This window comes from Schlesneria sp., from assembly GCF_036405755.1.
Taxonomy (GTDB): domain Bacteria; phylum Planctomycetota; class Planctomycetia; order Planctomycetales; family Planctomycetaceae; genus Schlesneria; species Schlesneria sphaerica.
The window spans coordinates 1-15,175 of the sequence record NZ_DASWWZ010000227.1; the positions used below are offsets into that span (position 1 = coordinate 1).

The window sequence follows — 15,175 nt, forward strand, 5'->3', positions numbered from 1 at the left end:
ACAGAGGAACGCCGAAGAACCAAACCCGTCCATGTCTTCCCCATTCAGCTTGGGACCAGCCGTCCAGGCCTGAGTCTGGGGATCGTAGATCGCCGTTGCGGTCGTCGTGCCCCCTGCAGACTGCATTCCACCGACAGCGACCACTTTTCCCTGCCATTCACCCAGGGCTAGTGCTCGCCGCTGGAATGGGGGCTGAGGGAGTGACTTCCATTCCAACTGATCGGCTGACAGATCGACCGTGTACGCCGTGTCGTGCCATTTCGTTTCGCCTTCGCCCTGAAGTTCCCAGCCACCGACAACGTAGAGGATGTTGCCAATGACGAGAGCATCGTGCGAGGAGCGTCCTTCGGGCAGCGACGGGAGCGTTTCCCACTGGTTGGTCTTTGGATCGAATCGAGCAAAGTCGGACATCGACCACAGCGACTGCTTGTCGGCTTCGGCGTTGCGGGCTTCAAAGCCACCGATGCGATAGAACTTGCCACCATGGGCCACAGCGGCGAGACCAGTTCGCTTTGGACCGGTCGAAGCAACTTCCCATTTCGAAGGATGAGAAAGGTCGAGCTTCATCAGATTGGCCGACTGACCATCTTTGGAATAGTGATGAGGCTTACCAAAGTGCCCACCGTACACATACAGGGTGTTATCAATGATGGCGGCACCGAAGCTGGTCACGCCGGGATCAAGTGGAGGCAGAGCGACGGAAGGGGAAGCGGTTGAGCTCACCTTGTCTCCCGCATCAGCCCGTGTCAGCGCCAGCGTGGTGTAGTGACGAACGGAGGCGTACGCTTTCCCTTCATGCTCACCCTTGATGGCTTCGCTGTGCTTCGCTCGAATGGAGTAGAGACCGGCCGATTTGAGGTCGAATTCGACGATACCCCTGGCATCAGTCGTGGATTCCAGTTTCTTTTCAATACCCGGACCGGTCACGGTGACAATCGAGCCTTCCAGTGGCTTACCCTGCCAGAGAACGGTGAGGACCGTCTTCTCGGATCCCGAACTCGGCACAATTTCAAACGGCAACACAGCTGCATTGCCGACACCGCGCCACGACTTTGGATCGGAGGAGGGAAGTGACTTGGCGTGATACTTGAGGAGAAAGGTTTCGTCGCCTCGAGCCAGAATGCCATAGTTGTGACTGACGGTGAAGACAGAGTTCGATGACTCGGTTGCGTCTGCGACCAGGGAATCGGCATCCTTCGTCGTCTTCAGTTCGGTTGCTTTTCCGTCCTGGGAAACCTGCCAAAGCTTCAATGTAGCCAGCTTGTTCAGCAGATCGGGATCATCGGGCTCGACAGCTTCTGCAAAGTAAACGTGGACCTTGCCATCCTTGGCCTGGGATCCGGAAGCGATCCAGACGAAGTGTCCCCAGCTGGTCGCTGGAGCAGACACAACCATCAAAAGTAAACCCAGTACAAGTCTGCGAATTCTCATAGTGGCTCCTCAGCCGTGAAGTAAAACAAGAGGCATCGTTCGAGGTGACTTTTCGATTATGGTGCGACAGGGCGATCCCCTGTCACGTACTACGGAGCGGCATTCGCCGTCGTTGAGAGCAATTCGTGGCCAGAGAGCTCCAGCTGCTCAACCCGGCGTGATCCGTCATCTTTGCTGGTGGCCGCCAGCAACTTCGCCGGCAAATCGAGGTGCCCGACCCGAGCCCATTCGTTGTAGACCTGGCGACTCGTCTTGATCTGTCCGGTCACGGAATCCCAGGTTGTCACGCTGAAGTTTTTTGGCAGGTGCTTCCCTTCGGCGTTGCGGGCCACGTCCGCGACGCTAATGACGAAGCGGGTTTTCCCATTGAATCGATGTACTTCGGTCAGCAGATCGCCCTGCACGCGCCACAGACTCTTGTCGGACTCATCTGTCGACTTCAGCAACCGTCCCAATGGATGGCTTGTGACATCGTCCGCGAAGGCCACGGTCGTGATGGCACCGTCGTCGGAAAGGCGGTGACCCACAAGTGACTTGAGCGACGTTTCGACCCAGGCGAATCCCTCACCTGAGGGAAGCTCCAGAGAAATCGTCCCCTTGGAGCTGACGGTCACAGTCCCCTCCACGGCTTTTCCCTCAGCCGCGGCACGGATTTTTGCTCGAAAGCCAGGAAAATCTTTCCAGACAACTCGCCCATTGTGAGCTTCTTCCATCAGGCTGACCGCAGTCGGTGCTGGCTGCGTGCCATCACCCCCGTGAGTCAACGAGGTCAGAAAGACTGCCAGCGCGACCAATCCAAAGCTCATCAGATCGATCCGCCACATCGCGGCCAAACGTCCATTCCTGCTCATGCTTCTACCTCGAGTCTACTTTCAACTTCGTCCCTGGCTCACGTGGCAAGGACCCTAAAACCAACTCCGATTCCTGCTCCCCCCACGGCACCGTAGAGCAGTTCACAATGGGGCGACCAGCACGTTCTCATCGACTCCACCAGGGAAACTGTCTCGCGCGCCGTAAATCGGACTCTGATCCGGCGAGTCCGGCAATCGGCCTGTTTCCTCGCACGTCCCCCATCACCGCCCCAACGACATTCCAGTAATTTTCGACGAGTCGCAGGGGAATGATCTCACCTCGAACAGCCACCGACTGTCCGAGGTCAGGCGGTTGCCAACTAATGTTTTTGAGCCACTTCAGATTTTTTCAGCTCGAAGTCCAGCACGGGTTCGTCGAGCGAAACCGTGGCCACCAGGTTCGATTTCGTGTTGTATTCCGGGGGAATCACTTCTCGAGGAAGTACCGGTCGCCCCTTCCGAGCACGGACAGCTTCGGCATAGGCAACTTCATCGTCGATCTCGAAACCGGGGTCGATCACCGACTCGATCATGATCTTGTTTGTACCAACGACCGGTCCATTGTTTCGCTCAAACGAGTAGACCCCGTCGGTCACGAGGGCCACCGCAGCGGGGCCCTGAGTCCCCTCGATGGGAATAAAGTGGATCCGCCCTGATTCCAGTGGCTCGGTGCCGAACAAAACTTCGCCACTGATGGCGACTCGCTGCGGTCCTGGTGCTTGACCGCAACCGGCCAGACAGGCGGCAATCAGAGCACACGAGGCGGTACGCAGAAACCCAGAATGACCGAAGATGCGATGCTGCATTTCTGAAATCCAGAAAACGACCGGAGAGAAGAAAAAACGCAGGTGAAACAGATTGCCGAACAGGTCGCACTCAGATGGGCGAGCCTGATTTGCAATCAACAACGAGGTCATGTGGGACGAAGTGAGCTTAAAACTCACCCACGGTCTCACCACCAGCACGCGTTGCCAGTTTGTCCAGCAAAGTGTGATCAATGTTTTCACTGACGTATCTCACCGAGCCATCGCACAGCAGCATGTTGACCACACCAATGTGCTCGCTGCGGAAGTTCGCCAGGCGATCGCTGTCATCAGCACGGGATTTCGGATTGAACGGACCTCGCGTCGTGAAGGCCGTTGCCAGCGGATAAGGGGATGACCAGTAGGTGAAGCCCCAACGAACCTGCCCGTTGCAGGGCCCCGACGTGAAGAGGTAGTCAGCAAAATTCCAGGCCGATTCTCCCGCCAGAAACGTACTTGAAGTTCCGTCGATGATGTCCCGCATCGAGGTGCTGCCGCTGCCAGCGTTCACGATTGCCCCGTTGTGGGGAGCCCCTGATGCAACGGTGCCCCAGGGATCGCCACTGCCTGTCGAAACGGCGTACGTGCCAGGAGCACGATTGTTCGCGTCACAGCCACTGATCGGAACAGGGCGGCGGAACGGAGCAGACGGACACAAATAAGCCGTAATCTTCTGTGAAACGGCAATCAGGTTGGCGGGATCAGAGTTACCCAGGCTGAAGTCGTAACGCTGATACAAGTTCGCCTGGTCGATGTATGGAAGAATGCTCGCAAAGGCCCCCGAACGAGCATGAGCTGTGTCGATCGAACTTAGCGGGAAACGTGTGTTGGTGTCATGGTAGTTGTGGATCGCCAAACCAATCTGTTTCAGATTGTTGGAGCACTGTGTCCTGCGGGCGGCTTCACGAGCCTGCTGCACAGCGGGAAGCAAAAGTGCAATCAACACCGCGATGATGGCAATCACCACCAGTAGCTCAATCAACGTAAATGCAGACCGTGTCGAACGGGTACGCAACATTCCAGCTTCCTCAAACGGGTAGAACCAACTAGGCGAAAAAAATAAGTCTTCCGAGTCGTTGGCTGGCTACCATTCGGTGGCTGGCTATGGGGAACAGGCAATTCAAATCTGGGTCGTCACCGGGCTGACGTTCCTGCCAGAAGATCATTCTTCAGATGCGGCAAGCATCACTCGAAATCGTCCTCATCGTCCGTAAACAACCTCGAACCGTTCTGAGCACCGGCTGCGACCGGCCTTGGCACCAGTCGTTAACAGCTTGGGGAGCGAATCGGCTCTGAATTCATTCCGACAGGGGTCCTGACGACCTCCAGACTCGTTACCGCCTCAGCACACCACCTTCCGCTCCGCTTCCCGTCCGGGGCGCGTAAGCCGAAGATCAATGTACGGAATCCAGTACCCCCGTGGGGGTCGACGAGGATATTATTGACACTGAGTCTCAATGTCAAACGAAATCTTTTGCGGAACGGACATTTTGCTGAACAGTGCCGGCTTGCCAGTTCACCGAATACAGCGGTGAGCAAAGGGTATCGGCCTCACAGAAACAGACATAACCACTTTGTTTTCAGAATGTTATCGCGTTGAACACTGCCGTCACGCTCCGCGATTGGCGTGGTGAGGTGATGAGAATGCCGGAGAGCGGCAGCGAGTACACCGTGCATTCCAAGAAGAAGTGCGTCCTGAATGGATGCATTCCCGATGCACTTCTTCACACCGAAGTGACACGGTTCAATCGGGCCAGATAAATCTAGCCCCACTTGTACTCCTTTGCTAAAAAACCGCCGCCGGGACGCAGTCCCTGTGCACATCTGTTCTGAAAATGATTGATCCGCGGCCTGAAATACATGTCAGGGTCAGGACACGTCGCACGATCAGAGTCCGCATTTACGCCGAATGACCCGGGCCGGGGCGTGATTGCAGTAACCAGGCAGTCTCGAAAGGCGACCATGAAACTTCTGTCTACGTTGTTGCGGCGATTCGTGAAGAGCGGAACCTTGCGTGTCTATGACGCGGAAGGGAAGTTGCACACTTTTACCGGAACCCCGGCCGAGCCGGTCGTGACCATGCGACTGCACAACAAGTCGCTCTACACAAAACTCTTTTTCAATCCGGAACTCTACGTCGGTGAAGCCTACATGGATGGCGAACTGACATTTGAAGAAGGTTCCCGGGTCTTCGACCAGCTGAACCTGTTTTCGAACAACCGTACGGGTCTGACCTCGCATCCCGTCCAATCCGTTTTGAGACACACCTGGCGTTCCCTACGTCGCTTCCATCAGCACAACCCCATCAGCAGGTCGCTGAAGAACGCCTCCCATCACTATGACCTGTCAGACGAGTTCTACCGCCTCTTTCTCGACGAAGACATGCAGTACACCTGCGCGTACTACCTCGACCCCAACGATACGCTTGAAGAGGCACAGCTCAACAAGAAACGACACGTCTGCGCAAAACTGCAGATCAAGGACGGGATGAAAATCGCCGAACTGGGTTGCGGCTGGGGGGGCCTTGCCCTGTACATGGCTCAGATTGCGGACGTGGAAGTCACCGCCGTGAATCTTTCCATCGAGCAAATTCGTGTGGCCCGCCAGCGAGCCGAGGCACTGGGAGTGGCGGACCGGGTCCACTTTGAGCACATGGACTACCGCCAGCTTCAAGGTAAGTACGATCGAGTGGTTTCCGTCGGCATGCTCGAACACGTCGGCGTCGGGCACTACGACGAATTCTTCCGTAAATTTCGCAGCCTGCTGAACGAGGACGGTCTTGGCCTTGTTCACAGCATCGGCCGGAACGCACCACCGGGAACGGTCAGCCCATTCGTGCGAAAGTACATTTTCCCGGGGGGTTACGCCCCATCACTGTCCGAGATCTTCGCTCCTGCTGAGCGTCAGCGGATCTGGGTTGCCGACTGTGAAATTCTGCGGCTCCACTACTACTACACCCTGCGCGACTGGCGAGACCGGTTCATGGCGAACTGGGACAAGGCCGCCGCCATCTACGACGAACGCATGTGCCGTATGTGGGAGTTCTATTTGATCTCCGCACAACTCGCGTTTCTCACCGGCTCTGAAATGATCTTCCAATTAATCCTGGCAAACAAACGGGACGCCGTGCCAATCGTCCGCGACTACATCGTCGACAACGAACGAGCCGCGCGCAACACTGCCTGACAGAGTCCTGTAGAGACGTCATGAAACGAACGGGGGGGGAATCGGCATTGAGTGATGCCGATTCCCCTTTGCCATTTCACGGCTCAAATATCGTCCGCACGACGCCTGCCGTGAGAGTAATTTTCGGTTCCTCAATCGAGGACGGATTTCGCGATCAGCGCGTCAGCCCCGTATCGCAGGCAAACCTCATCTCGTCGCCCCTGGCCCCCTTCAAGAGGATGTTGCGAGCCTCGCCCATCGACCTCGGTCCGAGTACTCGGCGCCACTGCGGGCTTCGATGATTTTTTCCCCATCGCGAGGAAGTTTTCCCCACTTGAGCAACCCGTGCAGCCGCTGCGGCGACCTGTTCGAAAGGATTCAATTGAGTTGAAGAGTTTTCAGTATCTTGGCCCAAAATTCGCCATCGGTCCTTTCGTGCGACGAAACGCCTTTCAAAAGGACTGACATGAAACCGAATCGCCTTGTCTGTTTGCTCATCATCGCCCTGCTTGCTTCCGCCAGTCCCCCGCTCCGGGCCCAATCGGAGGACTCGAAGGCAGACGCCATGGATGTTGCGCGACAGAAGGCGATCAATTACCTGAAAACGGCCCAGGCCAGGGACGGAAGCTGGACGACACCCATGTCCCCCGCGATTTCGGGACTGGTGACCTATGCTCTGCTCGAATCGGGCGTAAAACCAGATACCCCCGAAATTGCGAAAGCGCTGCAGCATCTCCAAACATTCGTGCAGCCTGACGGCGGGATCTACTCGCCCAAGAGTCAGCACGCCAATTATGAAACATCGATTCTGGTGCTCGTGTTTCGCGCCACGAACCAGGGCGAAAAATACGACTCCGTGATTAAGAACGCGGACACCTTTCTCCGCAATCTGCAGTGGGATGACACTCAGCAAACCGAGAAAGCAGACCCCCGGTTTGGGGGAGCCGGTTATGGGGGGCCTAACAGCCGCCCGGACCTGTCGAACACAACCTTCTTTCTGGAAGCCCTGGAAGCGGCCGGAGCCAAACCCGACGATCCAGCCGTCCAGAATGCTCTCGTCTTCCTGTCTCGCTGTCAGAACCTCGAGTCCGAGCACAATACTCTGCCCGCAGCCTCCAAGGTGAATGACGGGGGATTCATCTACACCCCCGCCGCAGGCGGAAGCTCACCGGCGGGAACCACTGAGAACGGTGGATTGCGCTCTTACGGCAGCATGACCTACGCAGGTCTGAAAAGTATGGTCTATGCGGGCCTGACTCCTGAAGACAAACGAGTCAAAGCGGCACTAGAGTGGATCAAGAAGCATTACACGGTAGAAGAAAATCCGGGACTGGGCCAGCAGGGGAAGTTCTACTACTTCCACGTCTTCGCGAAAACGCTTGCCACCTTGAAACTGGATCGGTTGCAGGACGACCAGGGCGTGCAACACGACTGGAGGAATGAGCTCGCGAGCCACCTGATCGACATCCAGCAGGAAAACGGCGCCTGGCTGAATAAGAGCGACCGCTGGTTTGAAGGGAATCCCGACCTCGCCACCGCTTTCGCACTCTTGTCGCTCAGCTATTGCGAGCCGATCTCGACCCTTTCGAAGTAACGGGCCGAAAAACAGGAAATCGAGCCCCCTTGAACGGGGTCACTCGGCCCGCTGCCGAGCTTGCCCCTGTGGTCTGCCAGGGGACTCATCACAAACATTTCAGCATCACTGTCGTGAATGCTGAACGACGATTCTTCCGATTGCACATGATTAGTCTTGCCGGGATCCCCCCATGAAGCTGAAGTCGTCTCGAAAGATGGTCAAACCTGCAGGATTCACATTAATTGAGTTACTGGTTGTGATCGCGATTATCGCCGTTCTGATCGCCCTGTTGCTACCTGCCGTGCAGCAGGCTCGCGAAGCCGCCCGACGGACACAGTGCAAGAACAACCTGAAGCAGATTGGACTGGCACTCCACAACTACAGTGCCACCTTCGACACACTGCCTCCCAGCATGGCCATCAACCCGAGAGTCACTGCCAACGCATCCTGGTCTGTGCATGGCAGGTTGATGCCCTATATGGACCAGGCCAACTTTTTCAATCAGATCAACCTTCAGGAGAACTGGTCCAGCGCGACCAATGGACCTGTCGTTTCAGGTCGACGGGTTCCTGTCTACGCCTGCCCATCCGATCCTAAAAGTGATACCCCGCGACTGGCGTCAGGTGTCAGCCTGTACCCGACCAACTACGGCTTCAACTTCGGGACCTGGTTTGTCTTCAATCCCGCCACCGGAGCAGGGGGGCCAGGCCTTTTCTATCCCAACTCGCGCATCCGTCTGTCCGACATCACCGACGGAACGAGCAACACGCTGGCAACATCGGAAGTCAAGACGTGGCAGGCCTATACCCGTAATGCCGGCACGACAGAGATTCCTCCCATCCCTGCGACACCGGAAGAAGTTCTGTCGTATGTTGTCACAGGACTTCCTGACCGGGTCGATCCACCAACGGAGCACTCGGAATGGGCCAACGGGCACTCGCATCATAGCGGCTTCACAGCGACGATGACCCCGAACACGGCAGTAAAATGGGTCGTGGGCTCTACCATCAGCGGAGGGAACTACACCGTCAACGCGGGGACTTACGATTGTGACTTTGCGTCCCGTCAGGAAGGCTCAGACCTGGCTCGCGTCAGCTACTCGGCCGTGACCTCACGCAGCTACCACACAGGCACAGTCAACAGCCTTCTGGCGGACGGCTCCGTCCGCACGATCTCGCAGAATATCGATCTGGGGATCTGGCGAGCGATGGCCACTCGCGCAGGGGGCGAGGTCGTGGGCGAGTTCTAACCTGACGGCAAGTCAGGACTCCCACCCCGTCCCTCTCCGCACAACGAACGTTCGAACAATCGTACGAAGATACACGCGGCTCCGACCATGTCTGAAGGCTGGAACCGCGTGCGTCTTGTTCAATCGTGCGAAGGGAAAGCCCCCCGCCATGCCGGCGTCCACAGAGACTACTCGGCGGACTGAGCGGGTCCATCGAAGATTTCGTTCAGAACCCGTCCCTCGGCCGTTTCGAACGGGACGCTCAGCAATGTCGCAATCGTGGGTGCGACATCGCGGTTTTCAATCATTCCCAGAGACATTCCTTTTCGGATGCCGTGGCCGGAAGCGACAAACGTCGCATTCATTCGGGGATTCGTCGACAGAAAGCCGTGCATCCCCACGGTCGTTTCACTGTTGATGACGAACTCATCGCCCGTCGGCCTGATGTTGAACCCGAACCCATCCTTCGCCACGAGCACCAGATCGGCCATCTGCGGATGATCGCCAGGAAGGGGCAGGCCGAAACGAGGAAAATCATCCGGCGTCAGAATTTCGGCAATCTCGGGACGGTCGCGGAAGAGTTCAATCACCCTGGCTCGATCTTCCTCACGCCGATCCGGAACGGTGAGATAAACCATCCCGATCCCTCCTTCAGGATAGACATGAACGCGCGCCGTCACGGCCTGACCGTTTTCCACCGTCAAGAGGCCCGCCTGTCGCAAGACGACGTTGGGCAGAAGTGTTTTCGGCACCGGAATAAATCCATGGTCCGAGACAATCAGAATGGTCGTTCGGTCCCGAATACCGGCGTCGTCAACGGCGGCGATGACATCTCCCACACAACTGTCAGCATAAGCAACAGCAGAGTACCCTGCGTTCGTCCGCGGACCATACTGGTGGTGAACTGAATCGACATTCAATAAATGAAACAGAGTCAATTGCGGCTTTCGTTCGCGAATCACGTGACAGACCGCCTCGGTCCATACACGATCGCGCGCCGGTGAGCTCAACTTCATGAAGCCTTCGATATCTTCATCCGTGACGACCCCTGCCTGCTTCATGCTGGCAATCAGTCGCGGCGTCGTGAATTGGAACGTGTCCGGCACGTCCGGAAAGTCGTCATCGATGGATGAGGCATTCCGCGTGCAGGGCCAGTTGATCGCAGCAACCTTCATCCCGTGCTGATGAATGGCATCATAAACCGTTGGGACCTGGACCAGATCGAGCTTGTCCTTGCGAGGATTGACCTTGATCGGCAGTCCCAGCCCCGGTCGTTCAAGCACACCATTGAACAGCACGCCATGTCGCTCTGGCCAGACACCCGTCATCAGCGATGTGTGATTGGGCCAGGTCACAGCCGGATTCGCGACAACCATCCCCTCGGCAACCACCCCATTCGCCGCAAGCTTCCGAATGTTTGGCATCGGAGCGTTCTTGTCACCGAACAGATAAGCGGGCAGACCATCCACGCAGATGACGATCACGTGTCGGTCGTGAACCTCACCCGCGAGCCCGATTGGCGCCAGGATTGTCCACAGGATTCCGCACAGCAGCGTCAGACAAAGTGGTTTTTGCACTTCAGATTCCAAACGATTCGGGATCGAAATAGAGACTGCCTCGCACAGAGCTGCCAGTCCGCCGACGAGCCGGGCCAGTCTGACAGCGGTGGGAAATCGAGACCCTACGGAGCCACAGGACCATCCAGAGTCATCTCACCAGGATACGAGAATGCATACCGTTTCAGGATGTCCCGGCAAACGTCCGAGCCCAGGAACTTGAGGAACGCTTCACACGCCCCCCGTTCCTGAGTCGTGCTCATGATGACCCCGCCCTGTTCCAGGGGCGGGTACGAATCCTTGGGGAATGGCCACTGTCGCCCCTTCTCCCGCAGCGCGTCGGCGATCGTCAAAGAGACGGCGATGATTCCGATATCGGCGGCCCCCGATTCGACGAACTGAGCTGCCTGAGCAATATTCTCACCAAAGACGATTCGATCCTCGACCTCTTCATAGATATCGAAATGGTAGAGCGCAGCTTCGGCCGCTTTACCATAAGGGGCGTGCTGGGGATTGGCGATGGCGATCTTCTTGATGCTGGCACTTCGTAGCGAGGCAATCCCTTCCCGTTCCACATCGACGGGACAGTCATTACGGACCCACAACACGATCCGCCCCATCGCATAGACGATCAGGGACTCGGAAATCGCCAGCCCCTGGTCGATTAACTGCTGCGGGTAAGCGACGTCCGCTGAGAGGAAGACATCAAAGGGAGCCTTATTCAAAAGCTGCGAATAGAAGCTTCCCGACGAGCCATAGGTCGGTTTGACGGCGATTTCGGGATGAGCTTGCCGAAACTCGGTGATAATCTCTTCCAGTACATATTTCAGATCAGACGCGGCGGCAACACTGATCGTTACCTTCGGTTCGACGATCGCTGAATTTTGTACCGGGCGGGGATCGGTGAACTGATCGCAGCCGGTGAGCACCAGCAGCAGAAATGCTCCGATCACGGGCGCGCGAAACTGTTGTAACCTCATGCTTCCATATCTTTTCATTGGCAGACCCTGATCTCGCCCGTTTCACGCACGTCATACCCCGGCAGTTCGCCGATCATTTCGCGGTAGGCGGTTGAACGAACAACTTTAATAAAGGCTTTTATCCGTCGGTCATCGATGCTGCCGGCCCGAAAACAGACATCGAACGCCTCTTCCTGAAGAGGGAGAAAATCGAGGCCCGCCTCTGCGGAAGCGAGCTGAACACAAATTCCTGCGTCGGCCCACCCCGCTTTGACCGCTTCAACAACGCCCCGATGGTCCGAGGCCAGATGCCGCGGTGCTTTTCCGTTCTGAGTCAGACGATCATAGCACTGGCGGGCCCCCGAACCGGCCTCGCGTCCGACCCACCGCAGCTTTGTTTTCAGCAGACCGTCCACCGTTCGAGGCCTCGGTTCCGGACGGACAACTATCCCCTCCTGCCAGCGAGACAGCCGGATCGATTGAAAGCCGGTTCCCAGTGTCTCGTGGATCACATCAAAGTTTCGATCGGGCTCTTCCCGAGTCGAAAAGTGCAACCCCGCCAGATGGACCAAGCCATCCTGCAGCATCCTGATCGCCTGGCGACTCGAACGAGGCAGGACGATCAGACGCAAACCCGTCACGGCGGCGTACAAGCTCGCCAAGAGCCCCGCCGCAGGATCACAACACGCCATCACCAGCGTTTCACTCGCTTCATCCGTAGCGCTGTCTTCCGGCGACGGCCTAACGGATGACGCGATCATTGCCAGCATGGGCGAGGCACTGGCTGGATAGATGACCGTCCTTCCCGAGACATCCGCTCGCCAGCATCGCGTTGTCTCCGCGCCCCCCTTCCAGGCCCAGACCTCTGTCGGTTGTACCGCAGAAGAGCGAGCGAAGAGTTCCTCGACGGATGTCTTCAAAACAGCCGCCAGAGCCAGCGCCGACGCGACCGACGGAACCAGGCGATTTCCCTCGATGGCGGTCACGGCTGTACGGGAAATCCCCGCCTGATCAGCAAGCTGAGCTTGCGTCATATTCAGCTCTAAACGCCGCTGTCGAACCTGATTTCGCGATTCCAGTGGGAAAGTCATAATCCTGACAGCATACGTCACGACCAAAACAGATAAAAGCACGCGTCAGCGGAAACCGACGGGTACTCCTTCGCCCATCCGAAGATCGAAACAAATGGAAACGAAGGCTCATTCGAGATGAGTGATTATCTATCCAGGTGAGGGCCTGAGCCAAGCGAAAATCGGCGTGAGAACTCGCCGCGATATTTCTCACGCCAATGACGAATGGTTGTCAGGAATATGACGAAAGTCAGCCGTTCATCGCCAGAACGATCGAGGTGCCTCGCGAAACTCGTGACGGACGGCGGAAACAGGGCGTTCACAGCACATGCCGGTTTCCGCCAGAACTGCATCATCAATTCCGCCGGGTGAGACGGTTCACGCCTTCAACTCGAAAATCGTTTCGACCTCGACCGGAATGTTCGAAGGGAGCGACCCCATTCCGACAGCGCTGCGGGCTCCGCGGCCTTTCGTTTCACCCCAGACTTCCACCATCAGATTACTGAAGCCATTGATGACCTGGGGATGATTGCCAAAGTCGGGAGTGGCGTTGACCATTCCCAGAGTTTTGACAAGCCGCTCGATTCGATCGAGGCTTCCCAGTTCTCGGCGCAAGGTGGCCAGCATGGTGAGGCCCACCTGCCGGGCAGCGAGGTAAGCATCAGCTTCACTCATCGAGTCACCCACCCGGCCGGTAATCATCGTCCCATCCTGCCGCAGGGGGCCATGCCCGGAGACATAGGCCAGGTTCCCGACGATCAACACCGGATGATAAATACCACCAGGCTTCGGAGCCGGAGGAAGTTCCAGTTGTAACTCGGCGACGCGGGCTTCGGCACTCATGATATTCAGGCTTTCAATGAAAATGACACGGATCAGAATGGAATCATAGCCAGCTCATTCCCGGAGAGAAACCGATCGTAATCAAGAAGACAACCCAGGATTACGTCGGATTTCCGCAGCCACTTCAAGGCCTTTTATCCTGACCGATCGCATTACCAGTGCATGACAAACCCGCCATCGACGTTGATGGTCTGGCCCGTCATTTCCGAAGCGCGATCGGACGACAGAAAGGTGATCAGATTCGCAATGTCTTCCGGCTTTTGCCAGCGTTTCAGCGGGATCACACTACGAACCTTGTCGTTCGCCCAATCTTCGTAGCTGCGGCGACTTTCCTCCGGCTGCTGATCATTCCACGCCTGCCAGACAGCGCGATTCAGCGGCGTCTGAACCATTCCCGGACAGACCGTATTGACGCGGACACCGTGTGGGGCCAGGTCCTTCGCAAGACACTGGGCAAAGTTAATGTTTGCCGCCTTACTAGCGCTATAAGGGGGATCTGTCTGCGAGCCGATCTGTCCGGCCACCGATGAGACAAACGTCATCGCTCCACGAGAGCGTGAGATCATGCGGGGACCAATCACGTGGGCCACATTCACCATCCCCAGAATGTTAATCTCCAGCACACGCGGCCAGTCAGCAGGAGACAGGTTCGTGAAGGGAAAGCCGAACTTGCCTGAACCGACTGCCGCAGCATGCACCATGATCTCGACCGGTCCCAGTTCGGCCTCCAACTGTTCTACTGCCGACTGCACCTGATCCTGGCGACTCACGTCAACCGACAGTGCGATTACTGGAACCGGAAACTCGTGTCCGAGGGATGCCGCGGCTTCGATTCCTGACGACGAAACATCGCAAAGCGCGATCCTGCAGCCTTCACGTGCCAGCTCGGTCGCGCAAGCCAGTCCGATACCACTCGCCCCGCCAAAAACCACTGCAACCCGATCCTGCAGATGAAGATCCATTGATGCCTCTTTGTGAAGTTATTGACCCACCGCAATCCTGCTGGCGTCTGGAAATGAAATCGAGGTGGGCGTTGTCCCCATTGATGCGTTAACATCTCACAAGTGCAGCGCGTCGACTAGAGTGGAAGCAAGAACAAGCCACTTGAAACCGGACACAACCATGTGACCAGGTCAGACAGGAACTCACCCGTGACATCCAGATCCGCACCAGCGAAATCATTCGTCCCCCATCAGACTCCACTGGGACGTCGACAGTTTCTGTTCGACGCATCCTCAGGACTGGGATCGATGGCCCTTTTGTCGATGCTGGCTCAGGATCAATCTGTTCGCGCAAGCGACGACGTCAAACTTCCCATTCGACCGTTGATCAACCCTGAAGCTCCGACGGCTCAACGGGCACCCCATTTCCCCCCGCGTGCCTCACGCGTGGTCATGATCTTCTGCTCTGGCGCCCTCAGCCATGTCGATTCGTTCGACTACAAACCGGAACTGATCAAACGCAACGGGCAACCCCTTCCCGGTGCCGACAAACTGATCACCTTTCAGGGGGAACAGGGGAACCTGGTTGCCCCACAATGGGAGTTCAAGCCACGGGGTGAGTCAGGGAAAATGGTCTCCGAACTCTTGCCCCATCTGGCAGAACTGGCGGATGAGATGTGCTTCATCCATTCCATGACGGCAAAAAGTAATACGCATGGACCGGCCGAGAATCAGATGAGCACCGGATTCAC

13 protein-coding genes are annotated in these 15,175 nt (G+C 56.9%); 4 read left to right on the forward strand and 9 right to left on the reverse strand.

Features of this window, described 5'->3' with window-relative positions; translation table 11 throughout:
• The 4 genes from VGE80_RS07800 to VGE80_RS07815 all read right to left on the reverse strand — a co-directional run.
• Positions 1-1,431: Kelch repeat-containing protein (locus VGE80_RS07800; protein WP_440592250.1), on the reverse strand; the 1,431-nt coding region annotated here is incomplete at its 3' end.
• Positions 1,432-1,520: 89 nt separating this feature from the next.
• A complete protein-coding gene (locus VGE80_RS07805; protein WP_440592251.1) occupies positions 1,521-2,282 on the reverse strand; it encodes a DUF3386 family protein in 762 nt (253 codons plus the stop codon).
• 320 nt (positions 2,283-2,602) lie between these two features.
• A complete protein-coding gene (locus tag VGE80_RS07810; RefSeq protein WP_373649852.1) occupies positions 2,603-3,088 on the reverse strand; it encodes a hypothetical protein in 486 nt (161 codons plus the stop codon).
• Positions 3,089-3,215: 127 nt separating this feature from the next.
• Entirely contained in the window at positions 3,216-4,103 is an 888-nt protein-coding gene (locus VGE80_RS07815) for a DUF1559 family PulG-like putative transporter (RefSeq protein ID WP_440592252.1), read from the reverse strand.
• Between the two features lie 944 nt (positions 4,104-5,047).
• On the opposite strand from VGE80_RS07815, the gene VGE80_RS07820 reads away from it, so the two are divergent.
• From VGE80_RS07820 to VGE80_RS07830, 3 genes are all read left to right on the forward strand, one after another.
• Positions 5,048-6,271: a class I SAM-dependent methyltransferase gene (locus VGE80_RS07820; RefSeq protein WP_440592253.1), complete on the forward strand. Its 1,224-nt coding sequence runs from the start codon at positions 5,048-5,050 to the stop codon at positions 6,269-6,271.
• A 445-nt stretch (positions 6,272-6,716) separates the two neighbouring features.
• On the forward strand, positions 6,717-7,844 hold the full coding sequence (locus VGE80_RS07825) for a prenyltransferase/squalene oxidase repeat-containing protein (protein WP_373649849.1): 1,128 nt from the start codon (positions 6,717-6,719) through the stop codon (positions 7,842-7,844).
• Between the two features lie 172 nt (positions 7,845-8,016).
• The gene (locus VGE80_RS07830; protein WP_440592254.1) at positions 8,017-9,075 is read left to right on the forward strand and encodes a DUF1559 family PulG-like putative transporter; all 1,059 of its coding nucleotides are present in this window, start codon (positions 8,017-8,019) and stop codon (positions 9,073-9,075) included.
• Positions 9,076-9,242: 167 nt separating this feature from the next.
• On the opposite strand, the gene VGE80_RS07835 is transcribed toward VGE80_RS07830, so the two are convergent.
• The 5 genes from VGE80_RS07835 to VGE80_RS07855 form a co-directional block, all read right to left on the reverse strand.
• Complete coding sequence (locus tag VGE80_RS07835; protein WP_440592255.1) at positions 9,243-10,631, reverse strand: alkaline phosphatase family protein; 1,389 nt, start codon at positions 10,629-10,631, stop codon at positions 9,243-9,245.
• A gap of 104 nt (positions 10,632-10,735) precedes the next feature.
• Positions 10,736-11,590: a molybdate ABC transporter substrate-binding protein gene (gene modA / locus VGE80_RS07840; RefSeq protein WP_373649846.1), complete on the reverse strand. Its 855-nt coding sequence runs from the start codon at positions 11,588-11,590 to the stop codon at positions 10,736-10,738.
• Between the two features lie 14 nt (positions 11,591-11,604).
• Positions 11,605-12,660, reverse strand: coding sequence for a substrate-binding domain-containing protein (locus tag VGE80_RS07845; protein WP_440592256.1), 1,056 nt, complete (start codon positions 12,658-12,660; stop codon positions 11,605-11,607).
• Positions 12,661-13,017: 357 nt separating this feature from the next.
• Positions 13,018-13,482, reverse strand: coding sequence for a RidA family protein (locus tag VGE80_RS07850; RefSeq protein WP_373649844.1), 465 nt, complete (start codon positions 13,480-13,482; stop codon positions 13,018-13,020).
• 152 nt (positions 13,483-13,634) lie between these two features.
• Entirely contained in the window at positions 13,635-14,444 is an 810-nt protein-coding gene (locus tag VGE80_RS07855; RefSeq protein WP_440592257.1) for an SDR family NAD(P)-dependent oxidoreductase, read from the reverse strand.
• A 288-nt stretch (positions 14,445-14,732) separates the two neighbouring features.
• On the opposite strand from VGE80_RS07855, the gene VGE80_RS07860 reads away from it, so the two are divergent.
• The coding region (locus VGE80_RS07860; protein ID WP_440592258.1) for a DUF1501 domain-containing protein at positions 14,733-15,175 on the forward strand (443 nt) is incomplete at its 3' end.

Coding starts and splice junctions, on each gene's coding strand:
- VGE80_RS07805 (WP_440592251.1), bottom strand. CDS start 2,282: ATGAGCAGGAATGGACGTTTGGCCGCGATGTGGCGGATCGATCTGATG.
- VGE80_RS07810 (WP_373649852.1), bottom strand. CDS start 3,088: ATGCAGCATCGCATCTTCGGTCATTCTGGGTTTCTGCGTACCGCCTCG.
- VGE80_RS07815 (WP_440592252.1), bottom strand. CDS start 4,103: ATGTTGCGTACCCGTTCGACACGGTCTGCATTTACGTTGATTGAGCTA.
- VGE80_RS07820 (WP_440592253.1), top strand. CDS start 5,048: ATGAAACTTCTGTCTACGTTGTTGCGGCGATTCGTGAAGAGCGGAACC.
- VGE80_RS07825 (WP_373649849.1), top strand. CDS start 6,717: ATGAAACCGAATCGCCTTGTCTGTTTGCTCATCATCGCCCTGCTTGCT.
- VGE80_RS07830 (WP_440592254.1), top strand. CDS start 8,017: ATGAAGCTGAAGTCGTCTCGAAAGATGGTCAAACCTGCAGGATTCACA.
- modA (WP_373649846.1), bottom strand. CDS start 11,590: ATGAGGTTACAACAGTTTCGCGCGCCCGTGATCGGAGCATTTCTGCTG.
- VGE80_RS07845 (WP_440592256.1), bottom strand. CDS start 12,660: ATGACTTTCCCACTGGAATCGCGAAATCAGGTTCGACAGCGGCGTTTA.
- VGE80_RS07850 (WP_373649844.1), bottom strand. CDS start 13,482: ATGAGTGCCGAAGCCCGCGTCGCCGAGTTACAACTGGAACTTCCTCCG.
- VGE80_RS07855 (WP_440592257.1), bottom strand. CDS start 14,444: ATGGATCTTCATCTGCAGGATCGGGTTGCAGTGGTTTTTGGCGGGGCG.